The sequence below is a fragment of the Ciceribacter azotifigens genome (genome assembly GCF_048159625.1).
GTDB classification, from domain to species: Bacteria; Pseudomonadota; Alphaproteobacteria; order Rhizobiales; family Rhizobiaceae; genus Allorhizobium; species Allorhizobium azotifigens.
This window is the reverse complement of sequence record NZ_JBLQTA010000009.1, coordinates 1-12,964: the sequence shown is the minus strand read 5'-3', so window position 1 is coordinate 12,964 and position 12,964 is coordinate 1. Positions and strand designations below refer to the sequence as shown.

Sequence of the window (12,964 nt, the reverse complement as noted above, 5' to 3'; positions counted from 1 at the left end):
CCTTAAACATTAGTGATAACGTAGGTTCCTGCCACTGCCAACCGCTACACGGCCAAGTTTCGGAACAATCGCACCCGATGCATGGTTCGGTCGCGCAGAAAGGCGATCGCTCGACCGAACCGCCGATATCCGGAAACTCCTGACGATCAAGGAAGGGCAGAGCAATGGACAAACTCTCCGGCGACAGAACCAGAGCAGCGGATGAACAACGTGCAATCCAGGAGGAGGTTGCAGGTGCGGACGCGAGCCAAGGCAAGTCGAAAGATGGAGGCCGCGCGGTCCAGGCGGGAGCACGGCGCTATCCCGAACCGCCGTTTCCACCGCAGCATGAGCCCAAACCGGGCATGGAATATCGTCTCGATCCGCCGCCGATGTACGACGCTCCCTTCTACAAGGGCTCGGGCAAACTCGACGGCATGGTCGCGGTGATCACGGGCGGCGACTCGGGGATCGGCCGGGCCGTCGCAATTCTCTTCGCCCGCGAAGGTGCCGATGTGACGATCTCACATCTCGCCGAGGACCGCGATGCGGATGAGACACGCCGCGCGGTCGAGGCGGAAGGGCGTCGCTGCCTCGTCAGCCGCGGAGACGTCCGCGATCCGGACTATTGCCGGCAAGTGATCGACGAGACCGTCAAAATGTTCGGCAAGATCGACGTTCTCGTCAACAATGCCGCGTTCCAGGTGCACTCGAAGACGATCGAGGACCTCTCGATCGAACACTTCGACATGACGATCAAGACGAACCTCTATGGCTACTTCTACATGGCCAAGGCGGCGGTGCCCCACCTCAAGCAAGGCTCATCGATCATCAATACCGGCTCCGTCGTGGGGCTCATGGGAAGTGCGGCACTTCTCGACTATTCCATGACCAAGGGCGGAATCCACTCCTTCACGCGCGCTCTTGCCTCCAACCTGGCAAGCCGTGGCATACGCGTGAACGCCGTGGCCCCCGGCCCGGTCTGGACACCGCTCAATCCGTCCGACAAGCAAGCCGACGAGGTCTCGCAGTTTGGTTCCAAAGTGCCGATGAAACGTCCGGCGCAGCCGGAAGAGCTTGCACCGGCCTACGTCTTCCTCGCCTCCCCGCAGTGCTCGAGCTACATCACCGGAGAGATTCTCCCGGTCATCGGCGGCTACTGACTACGGTTGAACAAACGCCTGCCTCGCGCGTTCTCCGTCAGGTGGCCCGGAAGGATGACAGGAGGCGCGACATGGTTTTCAAACCGCAGCGTTTTTTCGGAGAGAAGCCGGAGGTAGAGGTCGAATTCAGTGATCACGAACCACTGGAGACGGCGGTGGCGCAGTTGCTCGCCGTCAGTGAAGGCGTTGACGCCAGTGATATCTCGGTAACCGCCGCCGGAAGTACGGTCTTTCTCTCCGGCGGTGTCACCTGGCCCGAAGAAATCGACCGCGCCGTCGAAATCGCCCTTTCCGTTCCCGGCGTCGAGAAGGTCGAGATCGATCTCGCAGCGGAATACGCACGCAAGCCTGACGACGCATGAGCGTCAAGGAAACGCGCCATGACAGGCTACATACGGATTGACGGCTGGCACCCGGCGATGACGAGCGGAAGGCGGACACGCGATTATGGCGTTGCCGAGATCTCCAATGCTCCGGCAACCGGACCGGCGACGCCCGCCTGGCTCGCCGAGTGGGAGGATCATGCGATCTCGACACGGCTGGCGCTCGGCCACTTCGATGGGTTGGAGGCCGTGGAGGAAGCGGGAATGCTGGGGCGCTGGCGCGGTCGGGATCTGCCGACGGGTCATCCGCTCGATGGCGTACTCGAGACACTTTCCTGGTACGGCAAGGAGTTCCGCTCGTCCGAAGATGTCGACCCTCTGCTTTTCCGTCGCCGGAGTGGAAGGCTCTTTGCACTCGATCCCGCCTTTATTCCGCTCCGTCATCTTCAGCATAGCCCGCGTCTGTGGCTCGGTCCGATCCCCGTGCAGCTGTTCCTTCGCTTCGGCTATCTCCTTTCGACCCGTCGGCCGGCTGCGCGGCTGCGGAGCCTCGCTTTCCGCGGCGTCGTCAGTGCCGCGATGGTTTATGACTCGCTTCCGGTGATCGACTGTTTCCGGCGCATCGATGCAATCCGCGTCCTCGGCTTGATGGACATGCGCGGCATGGAACAGCCGTTCTTCTTTCTTCTCCGTCGGGAGGCTGACGCCGGCGGCGCGCCGATACGTTACGGAGACGCGAGCCCGGCCATCTGAATTCCGCCTGATTTTGGCAGCATGGGGGGAAACGGCATTGCCCGTGGCAGGCCGCCCGAAGCCATTGCAATCTCCGCGAGATTCTGGTGAAGCTTGCCGCAGTGGACGGTGAGAACGCCCGCGATTTCGTAGAGTGCCAGGGGGACGAATTGACCGCCACATTGCAAGAGACGCGACGCCCCCTGGTTGCCGCGGCCTTGAGGCAAACCAGAGCCGCCTTCGCCGGCATCGTCGCCCTCAGTGCCGTGACCAACATCCTGATGCTCACCGGACCGCTCTTCATGATGCAGGTCTACGACCGGGTTCTGGCGAGCCGCAGCGTGCCGACGCTTGTGGCGCTGTCGATGCTCGCCGTGACCCTTTACCTGTTTCAGGCGCTGTTCGAGGTCATCCGTTCGCGTATTCTCACACAGATCGGACAGCGGCTCGAAGAAGAGCTCGGCAGACCTGCCTTCGACGCCGTCCTCAAGCTGCCGCTTCGGCTTTCGAAGAAGGAGAGCGTGCCGCAACCGCTTCGCGATCTCGATCAGCTGCGCGGCTTCATGAGCGGTCAGGGACCGATCGCGATCGCTGACCTGCCGTGGCTGCCCCTTTACCTCGTCATCCTCTTCCTCTTCCATCCGTATTTCGGCTGGCTCGCCGTCGCGGGTGCCGTCGTGCTGATCGTGCTGACCCTCACCAGCGAAGTGATGCTGCGGGAACCGATGCGGCTCCTTTCCCTGCTTGCGGCAAGACGCTCCGACTACCTGGAAGCCGGACGGCGCAACGCCGAGGTCCTGCAGGCGATGGGCATGCGCGAAGCCTATGCCGTCCGCTGGGAGGCGACCAACGCCGACTTCATCGAAAAACAGCGACGTGCCGGCGACGTCACCAGCAGCTTCTCCGCGGCTTCCAAGATCTTCCGCCTCGCACTCCAGTCGGGCGTTCTGGCGCTCGGGGCCTGGCTGGCGATCTGGCAACTCGCCTCTCCCGGCGCGATGATCGCCGCCTCCATCCTCACCTCCCGGGCGTTGGCGCCCATCGAGTTGGTGATCGGCCAGTGGCGCGGCTTCGTGAACGCCCGCCAGGCGCGTCGGCGGCTCGAGGAAGTCCTCGAGAAACTGAGAACCGGCAGCGTGCCGATGGCCCTGCCGGCGCCCCGGCAGACGATCGCGGCGGTCGCGATCACTGCGGTCGCGCCGGGCACGACCGCGATCATCGTCCGGGATGTCGGCTTCGAGCTCAAGGCCGGCCAAGGCCTCGGGATCATCGGACCGAGCGGCTCGGGCAAGTCGACGCTGGCGCGCATTCTCGTCGGCGTCTGGCCGGCGGCCCGCGGAACGGTCCGCCTCGACGGCGCCGAACTCGCCCAATGGGATCCCGAAGCCCTCGGCTCCTCGATCGGCTATCTGCCGCAGGACGTCGAGCTCTTCGACGGCACGATCGCCGAGAACATCGCCCGCTTTTCGCCCCAGGCAAGGCCGGAGGCGATCATCGAGGCCGCGACGATGGCGGGCGCCCACAGCTTGATCCTGTCGATGCCGGACGGCTACGACACCCGCATCGGCGCCGGCGGCGCGATCCTCTCCGCCGGCCAGCGCCAGCGCGTCGGACTTGCCCGCGCTCTGTACGGCACGCCGTTCCTCATCGTCCTCGATGAGCCGAATGCCAGCCTCGACGCCGAAGGCGAAGCCGCCCTCACCAATGCCATCATCGCCGCCCGCAAAGCGGGCTCGGTCGTGATCGTCATCGCCCATCGCCCGAGTGCGCTTGCCGCCGTCGATCATGTCCTCGTTCTCAATGAGGGGCGGATGGTCGCCTTCGGCCCGCGCGACGAAGTCCTGCGCAAGACGACGGTCCGTGCCGTTTCGGAGAATTCATGACAGACAGTCCGCGCAAGAGCAGGGCCTCCCGCTCCATCGCCCGTTCCATGACCGTCGCTGCGACGGCGATCGCGGTGCTCATCCTCGGGATCGGCGGCTGGGCCGCGACCAGCAAGCTCGCCGGCGCCGTGGTCGCGCCGGGCATGGTGGTGGTCGAAGGCAACGTCAAGCTAGTGCAGCACCGCAGCGGCGGCATTGTCGGCGAGATCCGGGTCAAGAACGGCTCGCGGGTCGCGGCCGGCGACCTCCTCATCCGCCTCGACGACACCATCACGCGGGCCAACCTGGCGGTCATCACGAAGCAGATCGACCAGCTGACCGCGCGCCGCATGCGACTTGCCGCCGAACGCGACGAGGCGGCGGAGGTCACGGTGCCCGATGAGCTGAAGGCGCGGCTTTCCGAACCGGAGGTCGCAGACTACGTGAAGGCAGAGGAAGCGCTTTTCAAGGCCCGCAAGCGCACGATCGAGGGGCAGAAGGCGCAGCTTCGAGAGCGCATCGACCAGATCCGGCAGGAATCGGAAGGGCTCGTCGCCCGCCGGGCTGCCAAGGATGACGAGCTGAAGCTCATCGAAGAGGAGCTGACAGGCGTCGTCACGCTGCATGAAAAGCAGCTGACGCCCTTCTCGCAGGTCGCCGCACTCCAGCGTGTGAAGGCGCAGCTTGCCGGCGAACGCGGGCAGCTCACCTCGGAGATCGCGCGCGCGGCAACCCGCATCACCGAAACCGAGCTGCAGATCCTGCAGCTCGACCAGGACCGGCGCGCCGAGGTGCTGACGGAACTCAGGGATATAGAGAACAAGCTTGCGGAACTCGCCGAACAGCGGGTGGCCGCCCTCGACGAACTGAAGCGCGTGGATATCCTCGCGCCGCAAGACGGCCTCGTGCACGAGCTTGCGGTGCATACCATCGGCGGCGTGATCACGCCCGGCGAGACGATCATGCAGATCGTGCCGGTGAACGACGCGCTCGTGGTCGAGGCCCGCGTGCGCCCCGCCGACATCGACCAGTTGCATGCCGGCCAGCAGGCGGTGCTGCGCTTTTCCGCCTTCAACCAGCGCACGACGCCGGAGATTTTCGGGACGGTCGAGACGATCGGCGCCAATCTGAGTGCCAGCAAGGAGACGGGCGAGACCTGGTACACAGTGCGCATCGATATGTCGCGGGAGGAAATCGCCAGGCTCGGCGAGCTCGTCCTGCAATCGGGAATGCCGGTCGAAGCCTTCATCGAGACCGGCGAGCGCACGGCACTTTCCTATCTGACGAAGCCGCTCGCCGACCAGATCGCCCGCGCCATGCGGGAGGACTGACGTCGACCGGGTCGACTGATCCTTCGATACATGAAAGCGTCGCGTCGCTGTCGCACAAACAGCGGTTCGAAGCGCTTACGACAGGAGAGGCAAATTTTCCGTTTTGAGAAAAATGGTGCCCGGAGGCGGATTTGAACCACCGACACGCGGATTTTCAATCCGCTGCTCTACCAACTGAGCTATCCGGGCATCAGGCTCGTCTTGCAAGCCATCCGGTCCTTATTCAGGATCGGCGGGGGCGTTTTGTCCCCCGGAGCGAGCGCGGTTATAGCATCTTGTTCGGCCATGTCCAGCACCAATCGGCACTTTTTTGACAGGTTCGCTACAAACGCAAAAAATCAAGCAATTCTAAAGGCTTCGCTGCCCGCCGGGCGCGGCTTCAGTTGCGGTTTTCGTCATCCGCCTGGGATTCGTCCTCGGCGACCGGGATCGCATAGCTGCCCTTGAGCCAGCGCGAGAGGTCGAGCGAACGGCAGCGTTCCGAGCAGAAGGGATAGCTCTCGCGGGTCGAGGGCCGGCCACATTCCGGGCAGGGCCGGGTCTTGCGCAAGGGTTCGACTTTGCCCTTGCTATCGGGGGTGTCTTCCGCCATCGCTCAGCCCTCCTTCCACGCCGCCTGGACGTCGAAACCCTCGCCCGCCAGCAGCTGGGTGGCCTCGAAGAGCGGCAGGCCGACGACATTGGTATAGGAGCCGACAAGCTTCTGCACGAAGCAGCCGGCGAGCCCCTGCACGGCATAGGCCCCCGCCTTGCCGCGCCACTCGCCGGAGGCGAGATAGGCTTCGATCTCGGCAGCCGACAGCCGCTTGAAGCGTACCTTGGTCTCGATCACCTTGTGGCGGACGGCACCGTCCGGCGTGATGAGACAGATGCCGGTGAAGACCCAGTGGCCGCGGCCCGAAAGAAGGTGCAGACAGGAGGCGGCTTCCTCGATGAATTCCGCCTTGGGGAGAATGCGGCGACCGACGGCGACAACCGTATCGGCGGCGAGAATATAGGAACCATCCCAGTAGAAGTCGCCCTTCACCGCATCGTGGGCGGCACGCGCCTTCTCGGTCGACAGCCGGCGCGCCAGCGAGCGGGGGTGCTCCGCCTTCTTCGGCGTTTCGTCGAGGTCCATCGGCATCAGCCGCGCGGGCTCGATGCCGGCCTGCATCAGGAGGTCGACGCGGCGCGGGGAACCTGAGGCCAGTATCAGCTTCTGTGTCGGGTCCATGGGTCCTCGGGCGTCTGCCTGCGTAAAGTCGACTGCTTACTTGAAGCGGTAGGTGATGCGGCCCTTGGTGAGGTCGTAAGGGGTCATCTCGACGAGCACCTTGTCGCCGGCGAGAACGCGGATGCGGTTCTTGCGCATGCGGCCGGCCGTATGGGCGATGATTTCGTGCTCGTTTTCGAGCTTGACGCGGAAGGTGGCGTTGGGCAGCAATTCGGTGACGACACCGGGAAATTCGAGGACTTCTTCTTTTGCCATTGAGGGGTTGTCTTTCTGTCTGTTGCTTCAGGCCGTCTGCGACCCTGAAATGTGCGCGGAAACTACACAATCACCACGGTTTTGTGAACCTTGTAGATCGCGCTTTCGCAATTTGTTTCAATAGGTGCTTACTCACCGCGATCCGGTCGCCACGAGTTCCTCGCGAATTCGCCGCTCGATGCGGTCGCGCACCTCGCGATAGGCGCCGAGAATCTGCTCGCGCGTGCCGGTCGCAACCGTCGGATCCGGCATCGGCCAGTAGACTACCTCGACCGCCGACGAGCGGGTGAGCTCGAGCGCCGCGTGATGCGCCTCGGGAGCGAGCGTGACGACGAGATCGAAGAAATCATCCTCCAGATCGTCGAGCGTCTGCGGCTGGCGCCTCCCGAGCGATAGGCCGATTTCCTCAAGCACAACGTCGACGAAGGGATCACGCTCCCCCGACCGCACGCCGGCGGAGGCGACGTAGACACCCTGCGGCAGGAGCTTGCGGGCAATCAGCTCCGCCATCGGCGAACGGATCGCATTCATGCCGCAGATGAAGAGGATGGCGCCAGGCATCCTGCGCCCTTTGCTCGTCTCCTCCGCGCCTGTCATTGGGCCTACCCGCGCCAATAGAGGACGCAGACCAGGGTGAAGAGCCGGCGGGCCGTATCGAAATCGATCCGGATTTTGCCGGACAGCCGATCCATCAGCGTCTGCGATCCCTCATTGTGGACGCCACGGCGGCCCATGTCGATCGCCTCGATCTGGCTCGGGGTCGAGGAACGGATCGCCTCGTAATAGCTCTCGCAGATCATGAAGTAGTCCCGGATGATCCGCCGGAACGGCGTGAGCGAGAGGATGTGCGTCGCGACCGCCTCCTCCTTCTCGGTCTTGATGGAGAAGACGAGCTTGCTGTCGACGAGCGATAGATAGAGCTTGTAGGGGCCGCCAGGATGGCCGACCGGCTCGAAAGAATTTTCCTCAATGAGATCGAAGATGGCGACTGCCCGCTCGTGCTCGACATCGGGCGTCGAGCGCCCGATCGTTTCGTCGAGAATCACGTCGCAGAGCCGGTAGTCGCCCTTCGCCATCGCTCAGCCTTCGAGATTGAGCCGGATTGCGACCGATCGCGCGTGCGCGTCGAGCCCTTCGCTGCGGGCGAGCGCGATTGCCGCCGGTGCCAGACTGCGCAACTGCCCCGGGCCGAGCCGGAGGATCGAGGTGCGCTTGACGAAATCGAGCACGGAAAGACCCGAGGAGAACCGTGCCGAGCGCGCGGTCGGCAGAACGTGGTTCGAACCGCCGACATAGTCGCCGATCGCCTCCGGCGTGTGGCGCCCGAGGAAGATCGCCCCCGCGTTGCGCACGCCGGCCATCAGCGCGTCAGGGTCGTCGACGGCGAGTTCGAGATGCTCCGGCGCGATGCGGTTGGCGAGCGGCAGGGCGGCCTTCATGTCCGGCACGAGGATGATGGCACCGAAATCCGCCCAGCTCGCGGCCGCCGTCTCCGAGCGGGAGAGCGATTTCAGCTGCCGCCCGACGGCCGCCTCGACGGCCTTGGCAAGCGGCAGATCGTCGGTGATCAGGATCGACTGGGCGCCGCGGTCGTGCTCGGCCTGGGCGAGCAGGTCGGCGGCGAGCCAGTCCGGATCGTTGTTGGCATCGGCGATCACCAGCACCTCGGAGGGGCCGGCGATCATGTCGATGCCGACGGTCCCGAAGACCTGTCGCTTGGCCGCCGCCACATAGGCATTGCCCGGGCCGACGATCTTGGCGACGGGGGCGATCGTTTCGGTACCGTAGGCAAGTGCCGCCACGGCCTGCGCGCCGCCGACGCGATAAATCTCCGTCACGCCCGCGATCCGTGCTGCGGCAAGCACCGTCGGGTTGATGTCGCCGCCGGTTGCCGGCACTGTGATGACGATGCGCTCGACGCCGGCAACTTTCGCCGGCAGGGCGTTCATCAGAACCGAGCTCGGGTAGCTTGCGGTACCGCCCGGGACATAGAGGCCGACGGCGTCGATCGCCGTCCAGCGCGAACCGAGCCCCACGCCGAGCGTGTCCTCGTAGATATCGTCCTTCGGCAGCTGGCGGGCGTGGTGGCGTTCGATGCGCTCGGCGGCAAGCTTCAGCGCGTCCATCACCTCCGGCTCGACCTTCGCGATCGCCGCTGTGATCTCGTCCTCCGTGACGCGCATGCCGATGCGGGAGAAATCGACGCCGTCGAAGCGGAGCGAATATTCCGCGAGTGCCGCGTCGCCGCGTGCCCTGACGTCCTCGATGATGGCGTGCACCACATCGTTGACGTCGGCGGAGACTTCCCGCTTCGTCGTGAGGAAGGCGGCGAAGCGTTCCTCGAAATCCTCGGCTCCTTGTTCAAGCCAGATTGCCACGTCCTGCTACCCCTTTCCTCGACCCGTCCTCAAGCCCGACATCAAACCGGATGACCGGGTATGCGGGTGGTTTCCCATGCCGCGCCGGTATCTGCAAGCTGTCCTTCGATACATTCGACTTCAAGGGCAATCGTGCCGCCGCCGGCGAGCACCAGCTCCAGAACCCCGCCCGGCCCCTCGCCTTCCTGCCGGAAGCGAACGGCAAGAAGCGAACGGACATCGTCGGTCCTCGTCCGGTCTATGCCGGTCGAGCGCACCGCCTCTACCCGCTTGAAAGTCAGGATCGTCCGCCTGCGCTCGAAACTCCTGCGCTTGCGCTCGGCCTGCTCCCAGACAAAGCGATTGGCGACCAGCGTGAACTGGCGCGTGCGCGGCAGATAGGCGATATCGCCGACCTTGAAGACCGCATCCTGCATGTGCGCCGAGATCACGGCGAGGTCGTCATTGTCGAGAGCGAGAAGCTTGAGGTCCGTCATAGCACCGATTCCCGATTAGGCCGGAAACGCTCCGGCCTTGCCATCTTCCCTTCCGACATAGGGAGCCGCAACGCAATAGGCAACGCCGGAAGCGCCACCGGAAAGCGGTCCATCATCGAGACTTGGTATTAATCGCTGATGCGCTCGACGATGGCACCGCAACGGCCGAGCTTTTCCTCCAGCCGCTCGAAGCCGCGGTCGAGGTGATAGACGCGGGAGACAAGCGTCTCGCCTTCGGCGGCGAGGCCGGCGATGACCAGCGACACCGAGGCACGCAGATCGGTCGCCATGACGGGCGCGCCGCGCAGGCGGCTCACGCCCTCGATCCTCGCGGTCTGACCGGCGAGCGTGATCTTGGCGCCGAGACGGGCGAGTTCCTGGACGTGCATGAACCGGTTTTCGAAGATCGTCTCGGTGACGTGCGAGACACCGTTTGCCCGTGTCATCAGCCCCATGAACTGCGCCTGCAGGTCTGTCGGGAAGCCGGGGAAAGGTTCGGTGACGATGTCGACCGGGCGGATGTCGCTACCGTTGCGCACCACGCGGATGCCGTTCTCCACGGGCGTAACAATCGCACCGGCCCGGCGAATGGCCTCGAGCGCCGTGTCGAGGAGGGCGGCGTCGGTGCCTTCCAGAACGACATCGCCGCCGGTCATGGCAACCGCCATGGCGTAGGTTCCGGTCTCGATACGGTCGGGGAGCACGCGGTGACGGGCGCCCGACAGCGCCTCCACACCTTCGATGACGATCGTCGGGGTGCCGGCGCCGGAGATCTTCGCTCCCATGGCGTTCAGGCAGGCGGCGAGATCGACGATTTCTGGCTCGCGGGCAGCGTTGTTGATAACGGTCTTGCCGCGGGCGAGCGATGCGGCCATCAGCATGACGTGCGTCGCACCAACCGACACCTTGGGGAAGGTATAGGTGCCGCCGACGAGGCCACCCTTCGGCGCCCGCGCTTCGACATAACCACCGTCGATCTCGATCATCGCCCCGAGCGCCGTGAGCCCCTCGATGAAGAGGTCGACGGGGCGCGTGCCGATCGCACAGCCGCCGGGCAGCGAAACGCGCGCACGGCCCTCGCGAGCGAGCAGCGGACCGATGACCCAGAAGCTCGCACGCATCTTGGAGACGAGCTCGTAGGGAGCCGTCGTGTCGACGATCGTGCGGCAGGTGAAATGGATGGTGCGGGAATAGGAGCCGTTCTGGTGTTCACGACGGCCGTTGACAGAGACATCGACGCCGTGATTGCCGAGGATACGCAGGAGAAGCTCGACGTCGGCCAGATGGGGCACGTTTTCGAGCGTCAGCGTGTCGCTCGTCAGCAGCGAGGCAATGATCAGCGGCAGTGCGGCGTTCTTCGCGCCGGAAATCGGGATGACCCCATTGAGCGCGTTACCGCCGACAATCCTGATACGATCCATATGATCCTACGGGCGGCGCCCGCCTTTCTCTCGTTATCCCCGATCCCGCCTGCGCGAGAGCGTCGCTCTTTAGACGAAAAGAAGACCGCGTTCAATTCGGCCGGGCAGCCGACGCGGTCCGGCACGCACTAAACATCGTCTTTGGTCGATTTTGCGGCAGGCAAGCCTTCCGTCTCGTCGGCCGCACCCGCCCGCCGGGCGCGAAGTTGCTGCTTGCGACGGCGCAGGTTTTCCTTGAGCTTTTCGGCAGCACGCGCCTTGCGTTCCTCCGCCCTCAATGCGGAAGAGGCCTTTGGTACGCCATGCCCCTGCGATACTACGCCGGCGGCCTGCACTTCGTCCCCCGCCCTCGACTCGGTGGTTTCCTTCATCATTGCCGCTTGATAGCGGAAAACCCGGGGTTCCAAAAGGGTTCGCGCCGCACGCCCGGAAATCTTGCACGGAAGTTCGAATTTGCGGCTTGCGCTCATCGAAAACCTGTGGCAATAGGCCCGCACGCTTCGAACGGCGCACCGCGCCCGACACTGCAAGCTGCTATAGCTCAGGGGTAGAGCACTCCCTTGGTAAGGGAGAGGCCGAGAGTTCAAATCTCTCTAGCAGCACCATTCCTTCCCGTTGATTTCATTGATACTCTTGATTTTCCGGGCCTTCCGTACATTCTTTCGTTACAACGTTCGTTACAAAACGGAAGATCTATGGCTCGCCGACCCCGATATCTCTTGGACCGCAACGGCCGCTACTTCGCGCGGCTCGTGATCCCGAAATCCCTTCGGCCCTTTCTTGAAAACAAGACCGAGCTCCGCGAGGCCCTTGGGCCGGACCGACGGATCGCACTTTCTCGCCTTCACCGCGCTGTCGCCAATCTCCAAAGCCAGATCAGTATCGCCGAGCGTAAGGCACAGGAAGTCCGAGGCGAACCGATCGCACTCGGTCGGTACCCACTCTCGGCGGAACAGCTCGCCGCGCGCAACTATAGTGAAAGGCTGCAATTCGATGAGCGCCTGAGAAACAGTGCTACACCCTGGGCGAACTTGGGCATTGATGACATGTATGTCGCTGACCTTCGAGCCGGCGTTGCTGGCAAGCTGACAGACGCGGCGCTGCAGGACCTCGTTGGCGACAGAATCGAGCGCTACCGCCGACTCGGCAACACAACTGCTGTCTACGGCACCGACGATTGGCGCGCCATTGCTCGAGCGCTCTGCATTTCCGAATTGGAGGCCCTAGAACGCGTAGCCGAACGCGACGAGGGCGATTTCTCGGGTACACCTGGTCATCCGTTGATCGCGAACGCTCAACCGGTTGCTGATCCTCAACCGCCCGTACCCCTTCTCGACATTTTCGCTCGCTACATGGCGGAGCTGAAAGCCAGTGGCCGAGGCCAAGGAGCGGAAAAACGCTGGCGACCTGTCATCGAAGACCTGATCACGTTTGCCAGGACAACAGATGCTCGCAAGCTCACGAAGAAGGTGCTGCTCGAGTGGAAAGACGAGAAACTTCGAATGAACCTCTCGCCACGCACCGTGAAGGACGTCTATTTGACCGCGGTTAGTGCAGTTTTGAACTGGGCTGTCTCGAACGACCTTCTCGAGGGCAACGTGGCAAAAGAGGTCAAGATAAAGGTCGCCGCCAAGACTATCACGCGACCAAAGGGTTTCACAGTGGACGAGGCGACAGCGATTTTAAAGCTATCTCTGGCGTATGAGCCGCCGCAGTCCGAGAATCCTCAAACACGCGAGAAGCCTGGGACAAGTGCAGCAAAAAAATGGGCGCCGCTTATCTGCGCTGTAGAGCGACAATCTGGATGAGATCAGCGCGACAATCTGGA

At 63.8% G+C, this 12,964-nt stretch carries 15 protein-coding genes and 2 tRNA genes; 7 read left to right on the top strand and 10 right to left on the bottom strand.

From position 1 onward, the window contains the following. Positions 1-164: 164 nt before the first annotated feature. The 5 genes from ACM6UT_RS13950 to ACM6UT_RS13930 all read left to right on the top strand — a co-directional run bounded on the left by ACM6UT_RS13950 (position 165) and on the right by ACM6UT_RS13930 (position 5,390). Positions 165-1,142 carry an SDR family oxidoreductase gene (locus ACM6UT_RS13950; RefSeq protein WP_416797949.1) on the top strand — a complete coding sequence of 326 codons (978 nt, stop codon included), beginning with the start codon at positions 165-167 and terminating at the stop codon, positions 1,140-1,142. A gap of 71 nt (positions 1,143-1,213) precedes the next feature. Further along, positions 1,214-1,504: a BON domain-containing protein gene (locus ACM6UT_RS13945; RefSeq protein WP_416797948.1), complete on the top strand. Its 291-nt coding sequence runs from the start codon at positions 1,214-1,216 to the stop codon at positions 1,502-1,504. Between the two features lie 18 nt (positions 1,505-1,522). Then, a complete protein-coding gene (locus ACM6UT_RS13940; protein ID WP_416797947.1) occupies positions 1,523-2,218 on the top strand; it encodes a DUF4334 domain-containing protein in 696 nt (231 codons plus the stop codon). A gap of 197 nt (positions 2,219-2,415) precedes the next feature. After that, positions 2,416-4,080: a type I secretion system permease/ATPase gene (locus ACM6UT_RS13935; RefSeq protein WP_416797946.1), complete on the top strand. Its 1,665-nt coding sequence runs from the start codon at positions 2,416-2,418 to the stop codon at positions 4,078-4,080. Then, complete coding sequence (locus ACM6UT_RS13930) at positions 4,077-5,390, top strand: HlyD family type I secretion periplasmic adaptor subunit (protein WP_416797945.1); 1,314 nt, start codon at positions 4,077-4,079, stop codon at positions 5,388-5,390. The genes ACM6UT_RS13935 and ACM6UT_RS13930 overlap by 4 nt, the downstream gene beginning before the upstream one ends. A gap of 113 nt (positions 5,391-5,503) precedes the next feature. Here ACM6UT_RS13930 and ACM6UT_RS13925 read toward each other — a convergent pair. From ACM6UT_RS13925 to ACM6UT_RS13880, 10 genes are all read right to left on the bottom strand, one after another. Further along, positions 5,504-5,579 (bottom strand) — tRNA-Phe (locus ACM6UT_RS13925). Between the two features lie 190 nt (positions 5,580-5,769). Beyond that, positions 5,770-5,982: a DNA gyrase inhibitor YacG gene (gene yacG / locus ACM6UT_RS13920; RefSeq protein WP_416797944.1), complete on the bottom strand. Its 213-nt coding sequence runs from the start codon at positions 5,980-5,982 to the stop codon at positions 5,770-5,772. A gap of 3 nt (positions 5,983-5,985) precedes the next feature. Next, positions 5,986-6,606 (bottom strand): Maf-like protein, encoded by a 621-nt coding sequence (locus tag ACM6UT_RS13915; protein WP_416797943.1) that lies wholly within the window; start codon positions 6,604-6,606, stop codon positions 5,986-5,988. A gap of 36 nt (positions 6,607-6,642) precedes the next feature. Further along, positions 6,643-6,861 carry a translation initiation factor IF-1 gene (gene infA / locus ACM6UT_RS13910; RefSeq protein ID WP_004435948.1) on the bottom strand — a complete coding sequence of 73 codons (219 nt, stop codon included), beginning with the start codon at positions 6,859-6,861 and terminating at the stop codon, positions 6,643-6,645. Between the two features lie 132 nt (positions 6,862-6,993). Next, a complete protein-coding gene (locus ACM6UT_RS13905; RefSeq protein ID WP_416797942.1) occupies positions 6,994-7,458 on the bottom strand; it encodes an arsenate-mycothiol transferase ArsC in 465 nt (154 codons plus the stop codon). Between the two features lie 5 nt (positions 7,459-7,463). Beyond that, positions 7,464-7,937 (bottom strand): UPF0262 family protein, encoded by a 474-nt coding sequence (locus ACM6UT_RS13900; protein ID WP_182305337.1) that lies wholly within the window; start codon positions 7,935-7,937, stop codon positions 7,464-7,466. A 3-nt stretch (positions 7,938-7,940) separates the two neighbouring features. Next, positions 7,941-9,239 carry a histidinol dehydrogenase gene (gene hisD, locus ACM6UT_RS13895; protein WP_416797941.1) on the bottom strand — a complete coding sequence of 433 codons (1,299 nt, stop codon included), beginning with the start codon at positions 9,237-9,239 and terminating at the stop codon, positions 7,941-7,943. 41 nt (positions 9,240-9,280) lie between these two features. Continuing rightward, a complete protein-coding gene (locus ACM6UT_RS13890) occupies positions 9,281-9,715 on the bottom strand; it encodes a DUF2948 family protein (RefSeq protein ID WP_416797940.1) in 435 nt (144 codons plus the stop codon). Positions 9,716-9,843: 128 nt separating this feature from the next. Beyond that, positions 9,844-11,136, bottom strand: a complete 1,293-nt coding sequence (murA, locus tag ACM6UT_RS13885) for a UDP-N-acetylglucosamine 1-carboxyvinyltransferase (RefSeq protein ID WP_416797939.1) — start codon at positions 11,134-11,136, stop codon at positions 9,844-9,846. Positions 11,137-11,264: 128 nt separating this feature from the next. Then, a complete protein-coding gene (locus tag ACM6UT_RS13880) occupies positions 11,265-11,507 on the bottom strand; it encodes a hypothetical protein (protein WP_416797938.1) in 243 nt (80 codons plus the stop codon). A gap of 159 nt (positions 11,508-11,666) precedes the next feature. Between ACM6UT_RS13880 and ACM6UT_RS13875 the strand changes: the two genes are divergently transcribed. Together ACM6UT_RS13875 and ACM6UT_RS13870 are read left to right on the top strand one after the other, a co-directional pair. After that, a tRNA-Thr gene (locus ACM6UT_RS13875) sits at positions 11,667-11,741 on the top strand. Positions 11,742-11,855: 114 nt separating this feature from the next. Then, entirely contained in the window at positions 11,856-12,944 is a 1,089-nt protein-coding gene (locus ACM6UT_RS13870; RefSeq protein WP_416797937.1) for a hypothetical protein, read from the top strand. The last annotated feature ends 20 nt before the right edge of the window (positions 12,945-12,964 follow it).